General features: G+C 63.2%; 15 protein-coding genes. 5 read left to right on the top strand and 10 right to left on the bottom strand.

Going from position 1 to position 16,720, the window contains the following annotated elements:
• Window positions 1-56: 56 nt before the first annotated feature.
• Window positions 57-848 carry a PhzF family phenazine biosynthesis protein gene (locus O9Z63_RS04375; RefSeq protein ID WP_270128099.1) on the bottom strand — a complete coding sequence of 264 codons (792 nt, stop codon included), beginning with the start codon at window positions 846-848 and terminating at the stop codon, window positions 57-59.
• Window positions 849-1,091: 243 nt separating this feature from the next.
• Between O9Z63_RS04375 and O9Z63_RS04370 the strand changes: the two genes are divergently transcribed.
• Entirely contained in the window at window positions 1,092-1,640 is a 549-nt protein-coding gene (locus tag O9Z63_RS04370; RefSeq protein ID WP_270128098.1) for an RNA polymerase sigma factor, read from the top strand.
• A 52-nt stretch (window positions 1,641-1,692) separates the two neighbouring features.
• Here the strand turns inward: O9Z63_RS04370 and O9Z63_RS04365 are convergent, their stop codons facing one another.
• A complete protein-coding gene (locus tag O9Z63_RS04365) occupies window positions 1,693-1,860 on the bottom strand; it encodes a hypothetical protein (protein ID WP_270128096.1) in 168 nt (55 codons plus the stop codon).
• Window positions 1,861-2,650: 790 nt separating this feature from the next.
• On the opposite strand from O9Z63_RS04365, the gene O9Z63_RS04360 reads away from it, so the two are divergent.
• Both O9Z63_RS04360 and O9Z63_RS04355 read left to right on the top strand, forming a co-directional pair.
• Window positions 2,651-3,433: a porin family protein gene (locus O9Z63_RS04360; protein ID WP_270128094.1), complete on the top strand. Its 783-nt coding sequence runs from the start codon at window positions 2,651-2,653 to the stop codon at window positions 3,431-3,433.
• A 70-nt stretch (window positions 3,434-3,503) separates the two neighbouring features.
• Window positions 3,504-4,481 carry a hypothetical protein gene (locus tag O9Z63_RS04355; RefSeq protein ID WP_270128092.1) on the top strand — a complete coding sequence of 326 codons (978 nt, stop codon included), beginning with the start codon at window positions 3,504-3,506 and terminating at the stop codon, window positions 4,479-4,481.
• A 126-nt stretch (window positions 4,482-4,607) separates the two neighbouring features.
• On the opposite strand, the gene hutI is transcribed toward O9Z63_RS04355, so the two are convergent.
• Window positions 4,608-5,867, bottom strand: a complete 1,260-nt coding sequence (gene hutI, locus O9Z63_RS04350) for an imidazolonepropionase (protein ID WP_270128090.1) — start codon at window positions 5,865-5,867, stop codon at window positions 4,608-4,610.
• A gap of 273 nt (window positions 5,868-6,140) precedes the next feature.
• On the opposite strand from hutI, the gene O9Z63_RS04345 reads away from it, so the two are divergent.
• Both O9Z63_RS04345 and O9Z63_RS04340 read left to right on the top strand, forming a co-directional pair.
• The gene (locus O9Z63_RS04345; protein WP_270128088.1) at window positions 6,141-7,727 is read left to right on the top strand and encodes a T9SS type A sorting domain-containing protein; all 1,587 of its coding nucleotides are present in this window, start codon (window positions 6,141-6,143) and stop codon (window positions 7,725-7,727) included.
• Window positions 7,728-7,877: 150 nt separating this feature from the next.
• Window positions 7,878-8,399, top strand: coding sequence for a 2'-5' RNA ligase family protein (locus O9Z63_RS04340; protein WP_270128086.1), 522 nt, complete (start codon window positions 7,878-7,880; stop codon window positions 8,397-8,399).
• An 81-nt stretch (window positions 8,400-8,480) separates the two neighbouring features.
• Here O9Z63_RS04340 and O9Z63_RS04335 read toward each other — a convergent pair whose 3' ends face one another.
• The 7 genes from O9Z63_RS04335 to uxaC form a co-directional block, all read right to left on the bottom strand.
• Window positions 8,481-10,019, bottom strand: coding sequence for an aldehyde dehydrogenase family protein (locus tag O9Z63_RS04335; protein WP_270128084.1), 1,539 nt, complete (start codon window positions 10,017-10,019; stop codon window positions 8,481-8,483).
• A 147-nt stretch (window positions 10,020-10,166) separates the two neighbouring features.
• The gene (fbp, locus tag O9Z63_RS04330) at window positions 10,167-11,186 is read right to left on the bottom strand and encodes a class 1 fructose-bisphosphatase (protein ID WP_270128083.1); all 1,020 of its coding nucleotides are present in this window, start codon (window positions 11,184-11,186) and stop codon (window positions 10,167-10,169) included.
• Window positions 11,187-11,330: 144 nt separating this feature from the next.
• Window positions 11,331-11,795, bottom strand: coding sequence for a nuclear transport factor 2 family protein (locus tag O9Z63_RS04325; RefSeq protein WP_270128082.1), 465 nt, complete (start codon window positions 11,793-11,795; stop codon window positions 11,331-11,333).
• Between the two features lie 9 nt (window positions 11,796-11,804).
• Window positions 11,805-13,160: an MFS transporter gene (locus O9Z63_RS04320; RefSeq protein ID WP_270128081.1), complete on the bottom strand. Its 1,356-nt coding sequence runs from the start codon at window positions 13,158-13,160 to the stop codon at window positions 11,805-11,807.
• A gap of 65 nt (window positions 13,161-13,225) precedes the next feature.
• Window positions 13,226-13,879, bottom strand: coding sequence for a beta/alpha barrel domain-containing protein (locus tag O9Z63_RS04315; RefSeq protein ID WP_270128080.1), 654 nt, complete (start codon window positions 13,877-13,879; stop codon window positions 13,226-13,228).
• 149 nt (window positions 13,880-14,028) lie between these two features.
• Window positions 14,029-15,039 (bottom strand): sugar kinase, encoded by a 1,011-nt coding sequence (locus O9Z63_RS04310; protein WP_270128078.1) that lies wholly within the window; start codon window positions 15,037-15,039, stop codon window positions 14,029-14,031.
• A gap of 174 nt (window positions 15,040-15,213) precedes the next feature.
• On the bottom strand, window positions 15,214-16,650 hold the full coding sequence (uxaC, locus tag O9Z63_RS04305) for a glucuronate isomerase (protein WP_270128077.1): 1,437 nt from the start codon (window positions 16,648-16,650) through the stop codon (window positions 15,214-15,216).
• Window positions 16,651-16,720: the final 70 nt, after the last annotated feature.

Raw genomic sequence — 16,720 nt, 5'->3', positions numbered from 1 at the left:
AAAGTATTCGGTGTGATGATGATTTAAAGTAGTAGGGTTGGCCGTCGACAGATTTATTATACCTCAATCTCGCCGCGCAGATACGTGACGGCGTGGCCGCTCATCAGCACCCGCTCGCCGCGCAGCTCGCACCACAGGTCGCCGCTGCGGGCCGATACCTGACGGGCGTGCAGGTGCAGCTTGCCTAGCCGCTCGGCCCAGTAGGGCACCAGCGTGGTGTGGGCTGAGCCCGTCACCGGATCCTCGGGCACACCCACCCGGGGGCCGAAAAAGCGCGACACGAAATCCACCCCGTCGGAGCCGGGGGCGGTGGCAATAACGGCGCGATATTCCACTTTGATGAGGTGCGCCATGTCGGGCTTCAGGGCCCGCACTTCGGCCTCAGTGGCGAAGACGCAGACCAAGTCGGGGCCAGCCAGCAGCTGTAGCGGCGTAGCGCGCAGGCCATCGAGCAGGCCGTCGGGGTGCTGCTGGATGAGGTGCGGGGGCCGGGCCGGGAAGTCGAGAGTGAGCATGCCGGCCTCGGCCTGACTCACGCGCAGCGGCCCGCTTTTGGAGTGAAACACGATTTCAGCGCCCTCAAACCCCAGATGCCGGTACAGCACGTGGGCCGAGGCCAGGGTGGCGTGGCCGCACAGCTCCACCTCCACGGCGGGCGTAAACCAGCGCAGGTCAAACTCGCCATCGGGCCGGGACACGAAGAAGGCCGTTTCGGCGAGGTTGTTTTCGGCGGCTATGGCCTGCATGGTTTCGGCGGGCAGCCACTCGGTAAGCGGGCACACGGCGGCGGGGTTGCCAGCAAAGGGCCGGTTGGAAAAGGCGTCAACCTGATAGATGGGCAGCGTCATGGGAGCGAATGTAGCACATGCCGTGAAGGAAGCGGCAAGCTGTCAGCTTTAAGCTGCAAGTCATGAACTGTAAGCGGCAAACGCATGTGCCGAAAGCTTGCAGCCTGTTGCTTGTGGCTCACAGCTCACGGCTTGTCGTTCTTTTTTCAAAGCCCACGCAACCCTTCCTGGCAGTGGCCGGTCATGGGGGCAGAAACCGGTTACGCTGATTGTTTATTCGCTATTTCTCCGCCTACCCCGCGCATGCCGCAGCCCCTTACTGATCTACTGGCCGACTGCCGGCGCGGGAGCCCTACTGCCCAGCGGGCGCTCTATGAGCGGCTGGCCTACCAGTTGATGGGTGTGTGCTTGCGCTACTGCCCCAGCCAAGCCGAGGCGGAGGATGCGCTGCAACTCACGTTCATCAAAATTTTCACCCGCCTGGATCAATACCGGGAGCAGGGACCCTTTGAAGCCTGGGCCCGCCGGATTGCCGTCAATACTTCGCTCAATGCCTATCAGCAGCACCGCCAGGGGGCCCCGCAGGTAGACTACGAGGCCGCCGCCAACGTGCCCCACCCCGACGGCACGGCCCTCGACCAGCTTTCCACCGATGAGGTGGTGGCCCTCATCAACACCCTGCCCATCGGCTACCGCACGGTGCTCAACCTCTACGCCATCGAAGGCTACTCACACCAGGAAATTGGCGAGCTGCTGGGTATTTCGGAGGGTACTAGCAAGTCGCAACTGTCGCGGGCGCGGCGGTTGCTGGAAGAACGCCTATTGGCTAACAACAACTTCACTTTGTCATGACGGAGCGCGAATCAGAAGAGTTGTACGAAGAACTACGGCGCAAGCTGGAGGGCTACGGCAGCACGCCCCCGCCCGACATGTGGGCGGCCATCCAGCGGCAGCTGCCTCCGGCAGCGCCGGTAGAGCCTGCCCGGCCACTGCCCCGTCCGGCGTTGCGGCTACGCTGGGCACTGGCGTTGCTGCTGCTGATAGGCGTGGTCGTGGTGGGCGTACTGGCCATTCGGCCGGCTTCCCGTCCTGAAGTTGCCGCTGTTCCAACTGCTCCCAATCTGCCAACTGCTCCTACCAAAAAGGATGCGCCTGGCCGCCTGGCTACTGCGGCAGAGCCCTCTGCGCCACTCGCTGCTGCTCAACCAGACGAGCATGTTTCTTCTGCCAGAAACCCGGATTCTCCCGTAGCTACTGCCGACGGTCGTGGTGGCTCAGCCGAGACAGAATCAGCAGCGAATGCAACGCAGCAAGCTCCTCGCGCTACGGCAGTGGCTTCTGCGGCAGAAGCTGCTGCAGCTTCGCCGCGGTCCGCTGCGGCTTCTGTAGTAGCTTCGCCGCGGGACGCTGCGGGCCGCCGACAGCCGCGGCCCGCCCTGGCTGGTACCGTGGCTACGAATACCCCAACGCCGCGCACCGCAAGCCGGTCTGCTGCGCGACTGCTGCGCGATACGCCACCGTCAAAGCTCGCCATTGGTAGCGCCAGCACAGCACCGGGCCAGCCAACCACCCACCACACCGCCCAATCATCGCCTGACAGTTCACCCAGGCTTCCCGCTCGCTCACTGGCAGCAGCTATACTTCCGGACTCCGCTGTTTTGGCGGCAGAAGCGGGCCGGCTGCTGACCGTTGCGGCCAACAAACCGCACCCCGGCGCTGCCGCCATAAACCGACTTCAGCCTGATTCCGCTGAAAACCGCGACCTGCAACCCAGCGGAGGGAAGCAGCCTGATTCCGGCAGTCTTCACGCCACGATACCCGCACTAGCGTTGGGCACCAGTAGTCGGCAGCCGGCTACTGAGTTGCAGCTGGCACTGCTGTTTCCCGTTGGCAGCCTGCTCCCGCGGGTGGCGCAGCTGCCGCAGTTTGCTGCCGAATTGCCGGTCGTTCAGCCGGTGACGGTGGCGCCGCCAGTGCCGCGCCCAGCCAGCCGCTGGGCGGTGGAAGTGCTGGCGGGCCCCACCATCAGCTACCGACAGCTAGGAGCCACTGACTCCGCGAGTCTCAGCGCATTGGAGCGGCCAGCCCTCACTTTTACCGGCCAGCTGCAGGTGCGCTACACCCTCGCGCCCCGGCTGAGTGTGAGTGCAGGCCTGGGCTATGCCACTTACGGCACCCGCCTGAACCTGCTGCTCCAGCCCCCGCGCGACACGGCCGGCACCCTCCCGCCCGCGCAGCCCCTGCAACAGCGCGACACCTACCGCTACTTCACGCTGCCGCTGCAGGCGCAGTATCAGCTGGGCGGCCAGACGCGGCTCCGCTACGGCCTGACCGCCGGGGCCGCCCTGGAAATGTATGCCGGCGGCCGCACCAGTGGCAGCACCGCCTGCACCTGCAGCCAGCAGCAAAACTGGTCGGCCACGAACAGCCCATACCGGCGGCTGGGCGTGAGTCTGACGGCGGGCCTGGATGTGCGCTATGCCCTCACGCCACGCCTGCACCTGCTGGTGCAGCCTACCGGCCGCTACGCGCTGATTTCCGTGGTATCCCCGGTTAGCACCACCCCTTCGCTCACTCCTTCCCTCCCGGCCCGCCGCCCCTTTGCGGCCGGCTTGCTCACGGGTTTCTCTTTCGACCTGCGCTAAAACTGCCCGACTGGCCACCGGGCCGGCTGCCGCCAGGTCGTATTCTTCCACTATCCATTTTTTCTGATCTATGAACCTTCGGTTATTAGGCCTCATGGCCATGGGGTTGCTGCTAGGCAGCTGTAAAAAAGACGCGGATCTGGTAGAAATACCGGATTGTGACCTGTCGGTGCCTGCACCTGATATGCAGCGCAAGCTGGCCAGATATGCCCTGCCCGAGCAGCAGTTCTATATCCGCCCGGGCCTGGGCACCACAATCCGCACGGCCAGCGCCTACCGCATCCGTATACCGGCTGGCCTGCGCCGAATCTATGGGCAGCCTATGTCCAGCAGTCTGGTGCAGGTGCGGGTGCGTGAGATTACCAAACGCAGCGATATGATTTTCTCGCACGCCCCTACCATCTCGGGCGGGCAGCTGCTGGAGTCGGCCGGCATGTTCAGCATCCGGTTTTCGCAGGATGGGCAGCAGGTTGTGCTGGCCCCCAACGCCAGCCTCGATGTTACCACCGTGTTACCACCAGCCCTGAGCAGCACTACCGGCATGGGTCTGTTTTCGGGTCTGAGCAGCCCTGCCGACTCTTCCCTGATTGGCTCCTGGCTTCCATTGCAGGCGGGCGGCATCACGCCCTTTCCCGCCTCGGGCACGTCTACCGGGTTTCAGGTTTCGTTGAGCTCTATTCTGTATAACTCGAATGCCAGCCGCCTGAACTGGATCAACTGCGACCGGTTCGTGACGGCCAGCCCGCTCACTACGGTGCAGGTACGCGCCACCCGCCCCGGCGCCACCAGCGCCAATACCCTCGTGTATCTGGCTTTCAGCACGCTGAACTCCGCGCTCCGCCTCTACCCTGCTACCTCCGCCGCCGACTCCTTCTTGGCCGGCCAGGTGCCGCAGGGCTACGCCGTGACGGCCGTGGTAATGCACATGGATGGCAACCAACTCTACTTCGGCAAGCAAAGCGCTACGGTAGCGGCCAACCAAACCTTCGCCCCCACCCTGCGCGCCGTAACGGAAGCCGAAATGGCAGCTGAAATCCGGGCTTTATAGCATCTATCTGCCAGCAACACTTATCCGACTCCACTTATCCAGCCTACTCATTATCCTCTATTCGCTAATGCCCGAGGGGCGCCGCATATATGCGGTGCCCCTCGTCGTTACATCGAATACGAAAGGCTATTCTAACTTCCCGCCTATCACCACGTGGCGTACCGGGTTTTCGCCGAGCCAGTACGGGATTTCCTCGTAATGGCGCACGTCCAGCACCAGCAGGTCGGCGCGCTTGCCGGGTTCCAAGCTGCCGCAATGCTGCTGCTGGCCAATGGCCCAGGCGGCATTGATAGTGGCGGCTGCCAGGGCTTCGCGCGGCGTGAGCCCCATTTTCAGGCAAGCCATACTCAGGGCCAGCCACAGGTTTTTGCTGGGGCACGAGCCCGGATTGAAATCAGTGCTGACAGCCACCGGCAGGCCGGCCTCGATGAAGGCCCGGCCGGGAGCGTACCGGTCCTGGCGCAGAAACAGCGGCACCAGCGGCAGCAATACCGCCACCGTTTGGCCCTGGGTTTGGGTGGCAATGCGGGCGGCGGCAGCCGGCGTCAGGTAGTCGGCGTGGTCGATGCTGACGGCGCCCAACGCGGCGGCCATTTCGCAGCCGCCCAGGTCGTGTAGCTGCTCAGCGTGAATTTTCAGCCCGAATCCCATAGCCTGGGCCTGCTCCAGATACCGTCGCGCGTCGGCCAACGAAAACGCGCCTTCCTCGCAGAAAATATCCACAAACGGCACCTCCTGCGGGTTTAAGTGCGGCAGCACCTCCTGCATCAGCATATCTAAGTACTCTGCTGGGCGGCCCTTGTATTCGGGGCCGGGCACGTGGGCACCCAGAAACGTGGGCACCACCCGCACCGGCTGGCGGCGACCGGCCTCCTGCGCCACCCGCAGCAGCCGCAGCTCGGTTTCGGCATCGAGGCCGTAGCCGCTCTTGGCTTCCACTGTCGTGACGCCATAGCACCGGAAGCCAGCCAGGTGGTGCAGGGCATTTTCCAGCAGCTCGGCGTCGGAGGCGGCGCGGGTGGCGCGCACGGTGCTCAGGATGCCGCCGCCGCTGGCCAGGATGTCGAGATAAGCTTCGCCCTGCAGCTTGCGCTGGAACTCGTGGGCACGGTTGCCGCCGAATACGAGGTGGGTGTGGCACTCCACCAGGCCCGGCATCACCACCCGCCCACCGGCATCCAGCACCTGCGTGGCCGCCGTCACGTGGGTTTCCAGCAGCTCCGACATGGGTCCGAGGGCCACTACCCAGTCGTTTTCGCAGGCAACAAAGGCGTTTTCCAGGATGGGCCAGTCACGCATTTGCGCGCCAGTAAGGGGGCCTCGGGCCGCGCTGCCGGCCATCGTGAGTAGCTGGCCGCAGTTACGAATCAGGAGTGAGTAAGGCATTGCCGGGAGGAAAAAAGCTGGTAAGCGGGCCTGAAACTCAAATATGCACAGTTCTGCCCAACCAGCCAGCGGCCCGGCATCGGCCTTGACAGTCCCGGATTTTCCTTGTAAATTGACTTATCACTATATAAAAAAGCGACTTACACCTTAGCCTCTGTATCTATTTGGGAAAAGACAGCGCAATTCAACCTGATATCCGAAAGCGTAGTTATTCGTACTCAGTGCATTGTTTGCCTGTTCTGCCGTATACCTGCTTCTTCAGCATTTCCCAATATGAAAAAGACCCTACTTGCCTTTCTGCTGCTCATGGGGAGCCGCCAGTTGCTGGCCCAGCTGCCTACCAGCAGCTTCGCCGTGACATCGGCCTGCCCGGCCAACGCGGGCAATCCGTCGGTGCTGCAGCAGGTGAACACCGACGGCTCGCTCACGCCCATCGGCACGGTCACCAGCAACGGTACACCCCTCATCGTCAATGCCCTAGGCTCCGACGATAACGACCGAACGGTCATCTACGGCATGAATGTGGTGCAGCCGGTTACGGTCGCCAACTTCAGCACGCCGCCAAACCTCTACCGCATCAGCCTGAGCACGGCCCAGGCCACCAACCTGGGCGCCGTAACCCCGCCGGCCCGGCCCACCGACGTCACCACACAGACGCAACCCGGCGAATCCGGCTTTATCGATACTCAGCTGACCCTCAACTTCATTGGTGATGGCGACGCCAGTTCCAATTACTACGTAGCGGGGGCTACGTTCCGGGTATTTTACGTCATCGACTTCTCTCTACCGTTTCCTTTCACACGGCCAGTGCGCGTGTCAGACCTGCGGCTGTATGTGGGCACGGTGGCGCTGCCCACATTCCCGGCTACGGGGCCGGTCTGGCGCCGCCTCGATACCTCCGACCCGGCCACGGCAGCCGTTATTGCCGGCTACCAGGCCGAAGTGCAGAATTACCTAAATAGCAACGGCACCGCGCCCGTGCCGCAGGGCGGCATCCAGGACTGGGTGTTTGACGTGCGCACCGGCAATCTGGTGAGCTACCTCGGCCAGGACGACAAGTTTATCACCATCAGCACGCCGGGCTCGGCGCCGGTGGGCGTCACCACGCAGCCTACTGTGCCCATTCCCACGCAGCAGGATATCGGCTCGATGTTTACAGACCGCGACGGCAACCTGTACGCCGTGGACGCCGACGGCGGCACCATCTACAAGCTCGACCGGCTGACCGGCAACTACTCGGGGCAGTCGTTTGGGGCGGCCTTTGGCTGCTCCCGCGGCGACGCCGTGAGCTTGCCTGGGGCCCTGCCGCTGCCCGTCACGCTCACCGAATTCCGGGCCGAAGCCACGGGCCGCGCCGTGCGCCTGAGCTGGGCCACCGCCAGCGAGCAGAACGCCGACGCCTTTCTGGTGCAGCGCCGCCACGAAGGCGCCGACTGGCAAACCATCCAGACAGTACGGGCCGGCAACCAGCCCACGGGCCAGCGCTACTCCGCCCTGGATACCGCGCCGCTCAGCGGGCAGCTCTACTACCGCCTAGCCATGCGCGACACCGACGGCACGCTGGCCTACTCGCCGGTGCAGGCCGTGCGGATGGCTGGCAAGCTGACCCTGCAAACCTACCCCAACCCCGCCCCGGACGGCGTGCTGAACGTGCAGCTCACCGAGCCCAGCACCTCCGAAACCTCGCTGGAGCTGCTTAGCGCTACGGGCCAAGTGGTACGCCGGTTGCAGCCCACCGCCGGCCTCACCACCATCCGGCTGGATGCGCACACGCTGCCCGGCGGCCTCTACTACCTGCGCGTGCGGCAAGCCAGCCAGACCAGCACCGTGCCCGTGGCCCTCACGCACAAAGGACTGTAAGAGCCGCCCTACGTCCTGTACCCGACAATCTGCGCTACGGCGCTTTCAGCCCAACAATAGTGGGTGCTGAAGGCGCTGTAGCGCGTGTTTTTGCGCAGCTTGTTTGCGGCCAAACCCAACCTAAAAGCGCGGGCGGGGGTTAGGAGATACATGCCCGACCTTATTGCCCCGCTCATTCTCACGCTGGCGCTTGACGCCGACAGCCAACGTTTCTTCGACACGCTGCGGCAGCAGCACTTCCCGCCGGAACGCAACTTCCTGCAGGCCCACCTAACGCTGTTCCACCACCTGCCCGGCTCCGACTACGACCTTATCTGCCAGACGCTGGCCGACCTGGCCGCCGCCGAAGCCCCGCTGACACTGGCCGTTACGGGGCTCCGGTTTCTGGGCCGGGGCGTGGCGTACTCCTTGGAAAACAACCGCCTGCAGGCGCTGCATCAGCAGCTCCAGGCCACCTGGCAGCCCAGCCTTACGCCGCAGGATCAGCAAAAGCTCAAGCCCCACGTAACGGTGCAGAACAAGGTGGACCCGGCCGTAGCGCGCAGCCTACACCAGCAGCTAGCCGCCGATTTCCAGCCTTTTGAGGCCACCGGCACCGGGCTGCAGCTCTGGGCCTACCGCGGCGGCCCCTGGGAAGCGCTGCAGACGTTTGCCTTCAAAGCCACCGCCTAGAATCACAACACCGCACGACACAAAAAGGGCGCGCAGCTTAAAGCTACGCGCCCTTTTTGCGTCGTGCGGTGTTACGGCAGCCTAAATTTTCTCCGGCAGCAGCGTAGCTTCCTCGAAGTTGCCCAGAATCGGCTTGTCGCCTTCCGTTACGGCTTCTACCAGCAGCGCGCCGCCCACGAAGGCGCCTTTCCAACTCTCGCCGAGGCCGCCGAATACTTCCTCCCGGTCGCCGCGCGAGCGGAGCTTGTTGATGCCCATCTTGAAGGCGCGCACCTCTTTGGCGGTGCGCTGGGCCCACTTCTCGTCGTCGGAGGCCAGGGCGCCTACCAGGGCGCCGTTGCTGATGTTCATCTCGCCCACCAGCTCTTCTACCCGGTCAACCAGCACAATGCTGTCTATGGGGCCGAAGGGCTCTTTGAAGTACAGTTCGCTCTGGCGGGGCAGGTTCACGAGGGCGCGGGGGGCGCGGTAGGCGCTCATGTCCTGGCCGGGCAGGAACAGGCTTTCGTCGAGCTTGCCTTCGTAGATAGGCGTGGCGCCGGTTTTGAGGGCGTCGGCGTAGAGGCGGTCCAGGTCTTCGGCCTGGGCACGGTTGATGACGGGGCCGAAGGCCAGGTCAGGCAGCTTGTCGTCGGCCGAATCTACCAGCGTGGGGTTGCCCACTTTCAGGCCCTTGATAGTGTTCCAGTAGGTTTCCACGAACTGCGGGAACAGGCGGCGCTCCACCACGAAGCGTACGTAGGCGGTGCAGCGCTGCTTGCCGTAGTCGTAGCCCTTTTTGAGCTGATCGGCGAGGCCGTCCCAGTCACTGAAATTCCAAATGCCGTAGGTGTTCACGCCTTCCATTTCCAGCATGTAGCGCTTGTGCTCCGAGCTGAGGGCGTCGGCGATGTTGCGGCCGTTGTAGCGGCCACCCACGAAGGAAAGGCAGTCCACGGCGTCGTTTTTCACCAGCACATCGCTCAGCTCGCCACCCGAGCCGCTCACCAGCGTCACGGGCAGGCCGCAGCGGCGGGCAATGGCGAAGGTCAGGCTCAGCGAGATAAAGCCGCCATCGGTGGGCGTTTTGGCGATGACGGAGTTGCCGCACAGCACCTGCACCAGCACCGCGTGCAGCAGCACCGACATGGGGTAGTTCCAGGAGGCAATATTGCTGACGAGGCCCAGCGGCTTGCGAGAGCCCAGCAGACCTTCGATGTTATCGACGTACCACTGCACGCCCTCGATGGCGCGGTCGATGTCGGTGAAGCCCAGCTTGTAGGTTTTGCCGATTTCCCACATGATGAGCTTGCCGGTGAGCTCGACATGCTGGCGCAACTGGTCGAGGCAATCCTGCACTTTGCGCTTGCGCTCGTCGAGGTCAACGCGGGCCCAGTCGGCGGCTTCTTTCTTGGCGGCCTGCACGGCGCGCAGAGCAGTGGCATGGTCGAGCATAGGCAGGCTGCCCAGCTCCGTGCCATCTACCGGCGACGTGAACGGGCGGGGCTTGCCGGGCTCCTGCCAGCGGCCTTCCAGCAGGTTGAGGAAAGCGCCGTCGGCCGCGAATACTTCGGGCGTCACGGCTTTCATCTGGCTCAGCAAGCTGCTGAATTCCACTTGGGGCGAAATGATTTTGGACATAGGTCGGGGAGAGCAGCTAAGTGGTTGTGTGCTGACAGAACGATGCTCTCAGAAGTTGGTTCGGGGTAATTTGTTTTTTGAGGCCGGCCAGTAGGGCCCCAGGCTGCCACAGCCACCGGCCGCAACGGCGTAAGGCCGAAGGCCTTGCTACACAGCCGGAGTCTCCACGGCGGCCAGAGCCACCAGGCTGCGCACCATGTCGGCGGAGCCCACAAACAGCGGGGCGCGCTGGTGGAATTCGGTGGGTACTACGTCCAGCACCGGGCCGGTGCCGGTTTCGGCCCGGCCGCCGGCCTGCTCAATCACGAAGGCCAGCGGGTAGCCCTCGTAGAGCAGCCGCAGCTTGCCGTGGCGGTTTTTGGCCGTGGGCGGGTAGAGGTAGATGCCGCCCGTAAACAGGTTGCGGTGGTAGTCGGCCACCAACGAGCCCACGTAGCGGCCGCTCAGGCGCTGCTGCTTGCAGGCTAGCAGGTAGTCGCGCACGTACTGTGGGTAGTCGAACCAGTGGCCTTCGTTGCAGGAGAAGGTGGTGCCGCCCGCCGGAATCCGGATGCTGGGGTGCGAGAGGAAGAATTCGCCCAGCGAGTTTTCGTAGGTGAAGCCCACCACGCCGTGGCCGGTGGTGTACACGAGCATGGTGCTGGAGCCGTACAGGATGTAGCCGGCCGCCACCTGCCGGCGGCCGCCCTGCAGAAAGTCCTCGGCAGTAGCCTCCTGCCCCACCGGCGTCACGCGCCGGTAGATGCTGAAAATGGTGCCGATGCTGATGTTGACGTCGATGTTGCTGGAGCCATCGAGCGGGTCGATGGCCACCACGTACTTGCCCTGGCAGTTGCCGGTATGGATGATGTCGTCTTCTTCCTCGCTGAGCACAGCGCAGGCCTCGCCCCCGTTGGTGAGGGCCCGGATGAAGCGGATGTTGGCTTCCACGTCCAGCTTTTGCTGCGCTTCGCCCTGCACGTTCTGCTGGCCCATGGCCCCGATGATGCTGGTCAGGCCGGCCCGGTTCACTTCGCGGTTTACAATTTTGCCGGCCAACGCAATGTCGCGCAGCAGCTGGCTCAGCTCGCCGGTGGCAAACGGAAACTCGGCCTGCTTGCGCATGATGTAGCGCTCCAGCGTGGTGCCCACCGGCTGGGCAATAGCATTTTCAGACGTAAGATTCATATGCAAAGAATAGGTCCGGAAAAGCCCGCCGAACGTGCCGCGACAGGTGTGTAGCGCGAAGCCGTTGCTTCGCGCAGCGGCAGGTTCAAGTGGGTGGCCGGGCCGGGTAGCTGGTTCTGGAATGCGCGAAGCAAAGGCTTCGCGCTACATGCCTTTATCGGGCTGCTTCTGGCTTTGCCAGAGCACCACCTGCCAGCCTTTTTTCGGGTCTTTCACCTGCACCACCACGTACTTGAGGTGCGCCAGGTTGGGCGTGCCGTCGGGCTTGTTGGGCAGCGTGATGGTGATGGTGCCGTTCACTACGGCGGCTTTGCCATCGTTGTAGGCGCGCACGTTCAGCAGCTCCACCTCGATTTTGTCGTACTGGCTTTTCCCCTCGCGGATGCTCTGGATGTACTCAGCTTTGGTGTTCTGCTTGCCGTTGGAGTGCGTGTACACCAAGTCGTCGGCAAAGACTTTTTCCAGCACGGCGTAGTCCTTTTTCACCTGGGCCTCGAAGCGCTGGCGCTCCAGGGCTTCCACTTCTTTGGCGGCGGCCTGGTCTTTTTTGCTTTGGGCGAAGGTGAATACCGGCAGCAGCAGCGCCAGCAGTAACAGAAGCTTTTTCATGAGTCAGGATTAGCGGGTGGCGGGTTCGGCGTCGAGGTCGATCTGCTTCATTTTCGGGGCCAGCAGGTGCATCAGCCCCCAGGCCAGCAGGTAGGCGCCGCCACAAATCCAGAACATGATGAAATAGGCCGTCTGCAACTGCCCGATGCTTTCGTAGTACACAAACATGCGCTTCTGCACCAGCGCCGACAGCAGGATGCCGCCCAGCCCGCCAGCCATGCCGCCGATGCCGGTCACGGAGGCCACGGCCCGCTTCGGGAACATGTCCGACACAGTGGTGAAGATGTTGGCGCTCCACGCCTGGTGGGCCGCCGCCGCAATGCCAATCACAAGCACCGCCAGCCACATATTCAGCTGCCCCAAATACTGGGCAAACACAATCGGGAACACGCACAGCGCAATCAACAGCATCGAGAGCTTGCGGGCCTTGAAGGCGGGCATGCCGTTGCGGATGAAGTTCAGCGGCACCCAGCCGCCGCCCACGCTGCCAATGCTCGACAGCACGTACACGGCCGCAACCGGCAGGGCTACCTCGGTACCCTTGAGGCCGTATTGCTTGTTGAGGAAGTCGGGCAACCAAAACAGGTAAAACCACCAGATCGGGTCGGTCAGGAACTTGCCCACCACGAAGGCCCAGGTCTGGCGAAACGTGAGCAGCTTAAACCACGACACCTTGGGCTGACTGGTGATGGCCGCGGCGGCCAGATCGTCCACGTCGCTGTGGATGTAGTCGAACTCGGCTTTGGTGAGCCGGGCGTGGCGGGCCGGCACTTCGTAGTAGACGAACCACAGAATCAGCCACACAAAGCCCAGCGCACCGGTAATCACGAAGGCCCATTTCCAGCCGATAGACTCGGCAATGAGCGGCACCGTGAGCGGCGCAATAATGGCCCCCACGTTGGAGCCCGAGTTGAAGATGCCGGTGGCCAGGGCCCGCTCCTTTTGCGGAAACCACTCGGCCGTGGTTTTGATGGCGGCCGGGAAGTTGCCGGCCTCCGTGACGCCCAGAAACGCCCGCGCCACCGAAAAGCCCAGCGTGCTGCTCACAAACGCGTGCCCGATGGCGGCCAGACTCCACAGAAACGTGGACAGCGCGTAGCCCATCTTGGTGCCCAGCTTATCGATGATGCGGCCCACGCCCAGCATGCCCAGCGAATAGGCCAGCTTGAAGGCAATTTCGATGTTGGCGTAGTCGCCGGAGTTCCACCGGAACTCGGTTTCCAAGTAGGGCTTGAGCAGGGAAATAACGGCCCGGTCGAGGTAGTTGACGGTGGTGGCAAAGAACACCAGACCACAGATGGTCCAGCGGTATTTGCCAATCACATCGGTGACGGGGGCCGAAGTAGCAGGGACAGTTTGTATCATCGGAGGCGGGCGGGAATGGAGATGAGCAGATAGTACAAGGTTGGCAAGCAACGGCGGCCTAGCACTTAGTTCTTCAGCGTCGGCAGGTAGTCCAGCAGGTCGCGGAGCAGGGTTTTCAGGGCGGCGGGGTCGTCATTTTTGAACAGCTGGGAGCCCATGCCCACCACGTTCACGCCGGCCCCAAACCACTCGCGCAGACTCTCGCGAGTGGGCTCTACGCCGCCGGTTACCATCAGCGGCACGCTCGGCATGGGGCCGCGCAGACTCTTGATGAAGCCCGGCCCGACCACGTTGCCGGGGAACACCTTCACGATGGCCGCGCCCAGCTGCGTGGCCTCGTACACCTCGCGCACGGTCATGGTGCCGGGCAGCCAGGGCGTGTCGTGCCGGCGGCACACCTCCGCCACCTCCGCTGTGATGCAGGGCTGCACCACAAAATCGGCGCCGGCGGCAATGAACCGTTCGGCGTCAGCAGCCGTGTAAATCGTGCCGATGCCAAGCAGCATTGCCGGGCAGTTTTGCTGCACGAAGGCCATCAGCTGCCCGAACACCTCGAAGGCCTGCGCCCCGCGGTTGGTGAACTCAAACACGCGCAGTCCACCGTCATAGCAGGCCTGCACAATACGCTGGGCGTACGCGGCATCGGCATGGTAGAACACCGGCACGATGGGCGTAGCCAGCACGGTTTCGAGGATATGAGCAGCGGAGAAACGGGGCATTTGTTGGAGTTGTCAGTTGTTATTATTTGTCATGCTGAGCGAAGGCGCAGCCGCAGTCGAAGCATCTCTACCTCTGACTAATCAGTGGCATTGCAACAAAGCGGTAGAGATGCTTTGACAAGCTCAGCATGACGTGCTTTTCCGGCCCACTACCGCAGCAGCCGCCCCGTAAGGTTGCCGGCCATGATGTGCTCGACCTCGGCTGCCGTCACGAGGTTGACGTCGCCGTGGATGGTGTGCTTGAGGGCAGAGGCGGCCGTGGCAAACGTCAGGGCTTCGTCGGTGGTGGCGTAGTGCTGCTGGCCGTAGATGTAGCCGGAAATGAACGAGTCGCCGCCGCCGATGCGGTCCACAACGGGGTTGATGTCGAAGTAGCTGGTTTGGTGGTAGGTGCCGTCCACGTAAGCCATGCCCCGGATTCGCTCGTGCGAGGCGCTGCGGGTTTTGCGGCGCGTGGCAATCACCTGCTTGATCTGCGGAAACTGTGCTATCAGCTGCTCACTCATCGAAACAAAGCGGTTTTCAGCGCCGGCTTCGGGCTTGATGCCAAACAGGTCGTCGGCGTCGCCTTCGGTGCACACCACCACGTCGCAGCCAGCCACCAGCTCGGGCATTACGTCCTGCGCCCGCTGGCCATACTGCCACAGGTTGCGGCGGTAGTTCACGTCGGCCGATACGGTGATGCCGAGCCGGAGGGCCGCCCGGATGGCGTCGCGGGTGGCCTGGGCCGCCGCGGCTGAAATGGCCGGCGTGATACCAGTCCAGTGCAGCCACTGCGCGTTTTTCAAGATTTCTTCCCAATTGAACCACTCCGGCTGCAGGTTGGCGAAGGCCGAGTTGTAGCGGTCGTACACAATGCGGCTGCCGCGCAGCGAGGCGCCCACTTCCAGGAAATACAGCCCCAGCCGCTCGCCCCGGAACACGCAATGCTGCATGTCCACGCCGTGGGCGCGGAACGCCTGCGCAGCGGCCTGGCCCACGGCGTTGTCGGGGAAGCAGCCGACGTGCGCGGCCGGCATCCCCAGGTGCACCAGCGCGGCGCCCACGTTGGCGTCGCCGCCGCCGTAGGTTACTTCCAGCGTGCTGGCCTGCGGCAGCCGGTAGTTTAGCGGCGGCGACAACCGCATCATGATTTCACCAAAGGTGACGACTTGCTTCATGTTGGGGACTTGGGAGTTTTAGAACGTCATTCCGAGCTTGCGAGGAATCTCGCGTGCTGGGGTTGCTATGGTAATCCTGCGTCAGCACGCGAGATTCCTCGCAAGCTCGGAATGACGTTCAGGCGAGGTTTTAGAGACGCTTCGGCTGCGTCTCTGCACGACGGTCTTTGTAATCTACACCGTAGCAGCTTCTGTGGGCCTGGCTACCGTTTCAAAGCCGAAATACGCCTTGGCGTTGCCGTAGCAGATGTTTTTGATGATGGCGCCTAGGCCCTCCAGGTCATTGGGCAGCTCGCCGTTTTCCACGTCCTGGCCGAAGAGGTTGCAGAGTACACGCCGGAAATACTCGTGGCGCGGGTACGAGAGGAAGCTGCGCGAATCAGTGAGCATGCCTACGAAGCGGCTCAGCAGGCCCATGTTACTCAAAGCGTTGATCTGCTTTTCCATGCCGTCCTTCTGGTCCAGAAACCACCAGCCGGAACCGAACTGCACCTTACCCGCCACCGAGCCGTCGTTGAAGTTGCCAATCATGGTGGCCATCAGCTCGTTGTCGGCGGGATTGAGGTTGTAGAGGATGGTTTTGGTGAGCTTGTCCTGCTCGTCGAGGCGGTTGAGGAACTTCGAAAGGGCGCGGCCCTGCGAGAAGTCGCCGATGGAGTCCCAGCCGGTGTCGGGACCGAGCTGGCGCAGCATGCGGGCGTTGTTGTTGCGCAGCGCGCCGAGGTGGAACTGCTGAGTCCAGCCTTTCTCCCAGTCCATTTCGGCCAGCAGCACTAGCATGGCCGACTTAAAGCGCAGTACCTCCTCGGCCGTCAGCTCCTCGCCGCTGCGGATTTTCAGGAAGATATCGTTGCATTGCGCCTCGGTGTAGTCGGCTGCGTACAGCTGCTCCAGGCCGTGGTCGGAAAGGCGGCAGCCGAGGGCCGCGAAGTAGTCGTGGCGCAGGCGCAGGGCCGTTTGCAGGTCGAAGAACGTGCGGATTTCCACGGCGGCGGCTTCGCCCAGCTTGTCGAGGTAAAGGTTGTAGCTGGCGGCATCATCCACGGCCATGGCCTTGTCGGGCCGGAAGGTGGGCAGCACGCGCACCTCGAAGCTGCTGCTTTGCAGGGCGCGGTGGTGCTCCAGCGAGTCGGCGGGGTCGTCGGTGGTGCAGAGCGTTTCCACGTTCATTTTGCGCAGCAGATTGCGCACCGAATATTCGGGCGTCTGGAGCAGCGCGTTGCACTGGTCGTAGATGCGGCGGGCGCTGGCGGCGCTGAGCAGCTCCGTGATGCCGAAGTAGCGCTGCAGCTCCAGGTGCGTCCAGTGGTAGAGCGGGTTGCGCACGGTCTGGGGCACGGTTTCGGCCCACTTCTCGAACTTCTCCCAGTCGGTAGCGTCGCCGGTGATGTAGCGCTCGGGCACGCCGTTGGTGCGCATGGCGCGCCACTTGTAATGGTCGCCGTAGAGCCACACCTGCGTGATGTTGTCGAACTGCCGGTCTTCGGCAATCTGGTCGGGCAGCAGGTGGTTGTGGTAGTCGATGATGGGCATAGCAGCGGCGTACTCGTGGTAGAGCGTGCGGGCCGTGGGCGTCTGCAGCAGGAAGTCGGCGTTGAGGAAGGGCTTCATGGGTGGGATTTTTATACTCTTGTCATCCTGAGCAGCGCGAAGGAGCTTATCCTTCATGCACAATTCACTC

The organism is Hymenobacter yonginensis, assembly GCF_027625995.1.
Lineage (GTDB): Bacteria > Bacteroidota > Bacteroidia > Cytophagales > Hymenobacteraceae > Hymenobacter > Hymenobacter yonginensis.
The sequence above is the reverse complement of the archived record's forward strand: the minus strand, read 5'-3'. Positions and strand labels throughout refer to the sequence as shown.

Excerpts from the sequence above, each read along its gene's own strand:
- hutI (WP_270128090.1), bottom strand. The coding sequence starts at position 5,867 with ATGCCTTACTCACTCCTGATTCGTAACTGCGGCCAGCTACTCACGATG.
- O9Z63_RS04325 (WP_270128082.1), bottom strand. The coding sequence starts at position 11,795 with ATGAAAAAGCTTCTGTTACTGCTGGCGCTGCTGCTGCCGGTATTCACC.
- O9Z63_RS04365 (WP_270128096.1), bottom strand. The coding sequence starts at position 1,860 with ATGGCCAGTACGCCCACCACGACCACGCCTATCAGCAGCAGCAACGCC.
- O9Z63_RS04370 (WP_270128098.1), top strand. The coding sequence starts at position 1,092 with ATGCCGCAGCCCCTTACTGATCTACTGGCCGACTGCCGGCGCGGGAGC.
- O9Z63_RS04315 (WP_270128080.1), bottom strand. The coding sequence starts at position 13,879 with ATGCCCCGTTTCTCCGCTGCTCATATCCTCGAAACCGTGCTGGCTACG.
- O9Z63_RS04320 (WP_270128081.1), bottom strand. The coding sequence starts at position 13,160 with ATGATACAAACTGTCCCTGCTACTTCGGCCCCCGTCACCGATGTGATT.
- fbp (WP_270128083.1), bottom strand. The coding sequence starts at position 11,186 with ATGAATCTTACGTCTGAAAATGCTATTGCCCAGCCGGTGGGCACCACG.
- O9Z63_RS04375 (WP_270128099.1), bottom strand. The coding sequence starts at position 848 with ATGACGCTGCCCATCTATCAGGTTGACGCCTTTTCCAACCGGCCCTTT.
- O9Z63_RS04340 (WP_270128086.1), top strand. The coding sequence starts at position 7,878 with ATGCCCGACCTTATTGCCCCGCTCATTCTCACGCTGGCGCTTGACGCC.
- O9Z63_RS04335 (WP_270128084.1), bottom strand. The coding sequence starts at position 10,019 with ATGTCCAAAATCATTTCGCCCCAAGTGGAATTCAGCAGCTTGCTGAGC.
- uxaC (WP_270128077.1), bottom strand. The coding sequence starts at position 16,650 with ATGAAGCCCTTCCTCAACGCCGACTTCCTGCTGCAGACGCCCACGGCC.
- O9Z63_RS04345 (WP_270128088.1), top strand. The coding sequence starts at position 6,141 with ATGAAAAAGACCCTACTTGCCTTTCTGCTGCTCATGGGGAGCCGCCAG.
- O9Z63_RS04355 (WP_270128092.1), top strand. The coding sequence starts at position 3,504 with ATGAACCTTCGGTTATTAGGCCTCATGGCCATGGGGTTGCTGCTAGGC.
- O9Z63_RS04310 (WP_270128078.1), bottom strand. The coding sequence starts at position 15,039 with ATGAAGCAAGTCGTCACCTTTGGTGAAATCATGATGCGGTTGTCGCCG.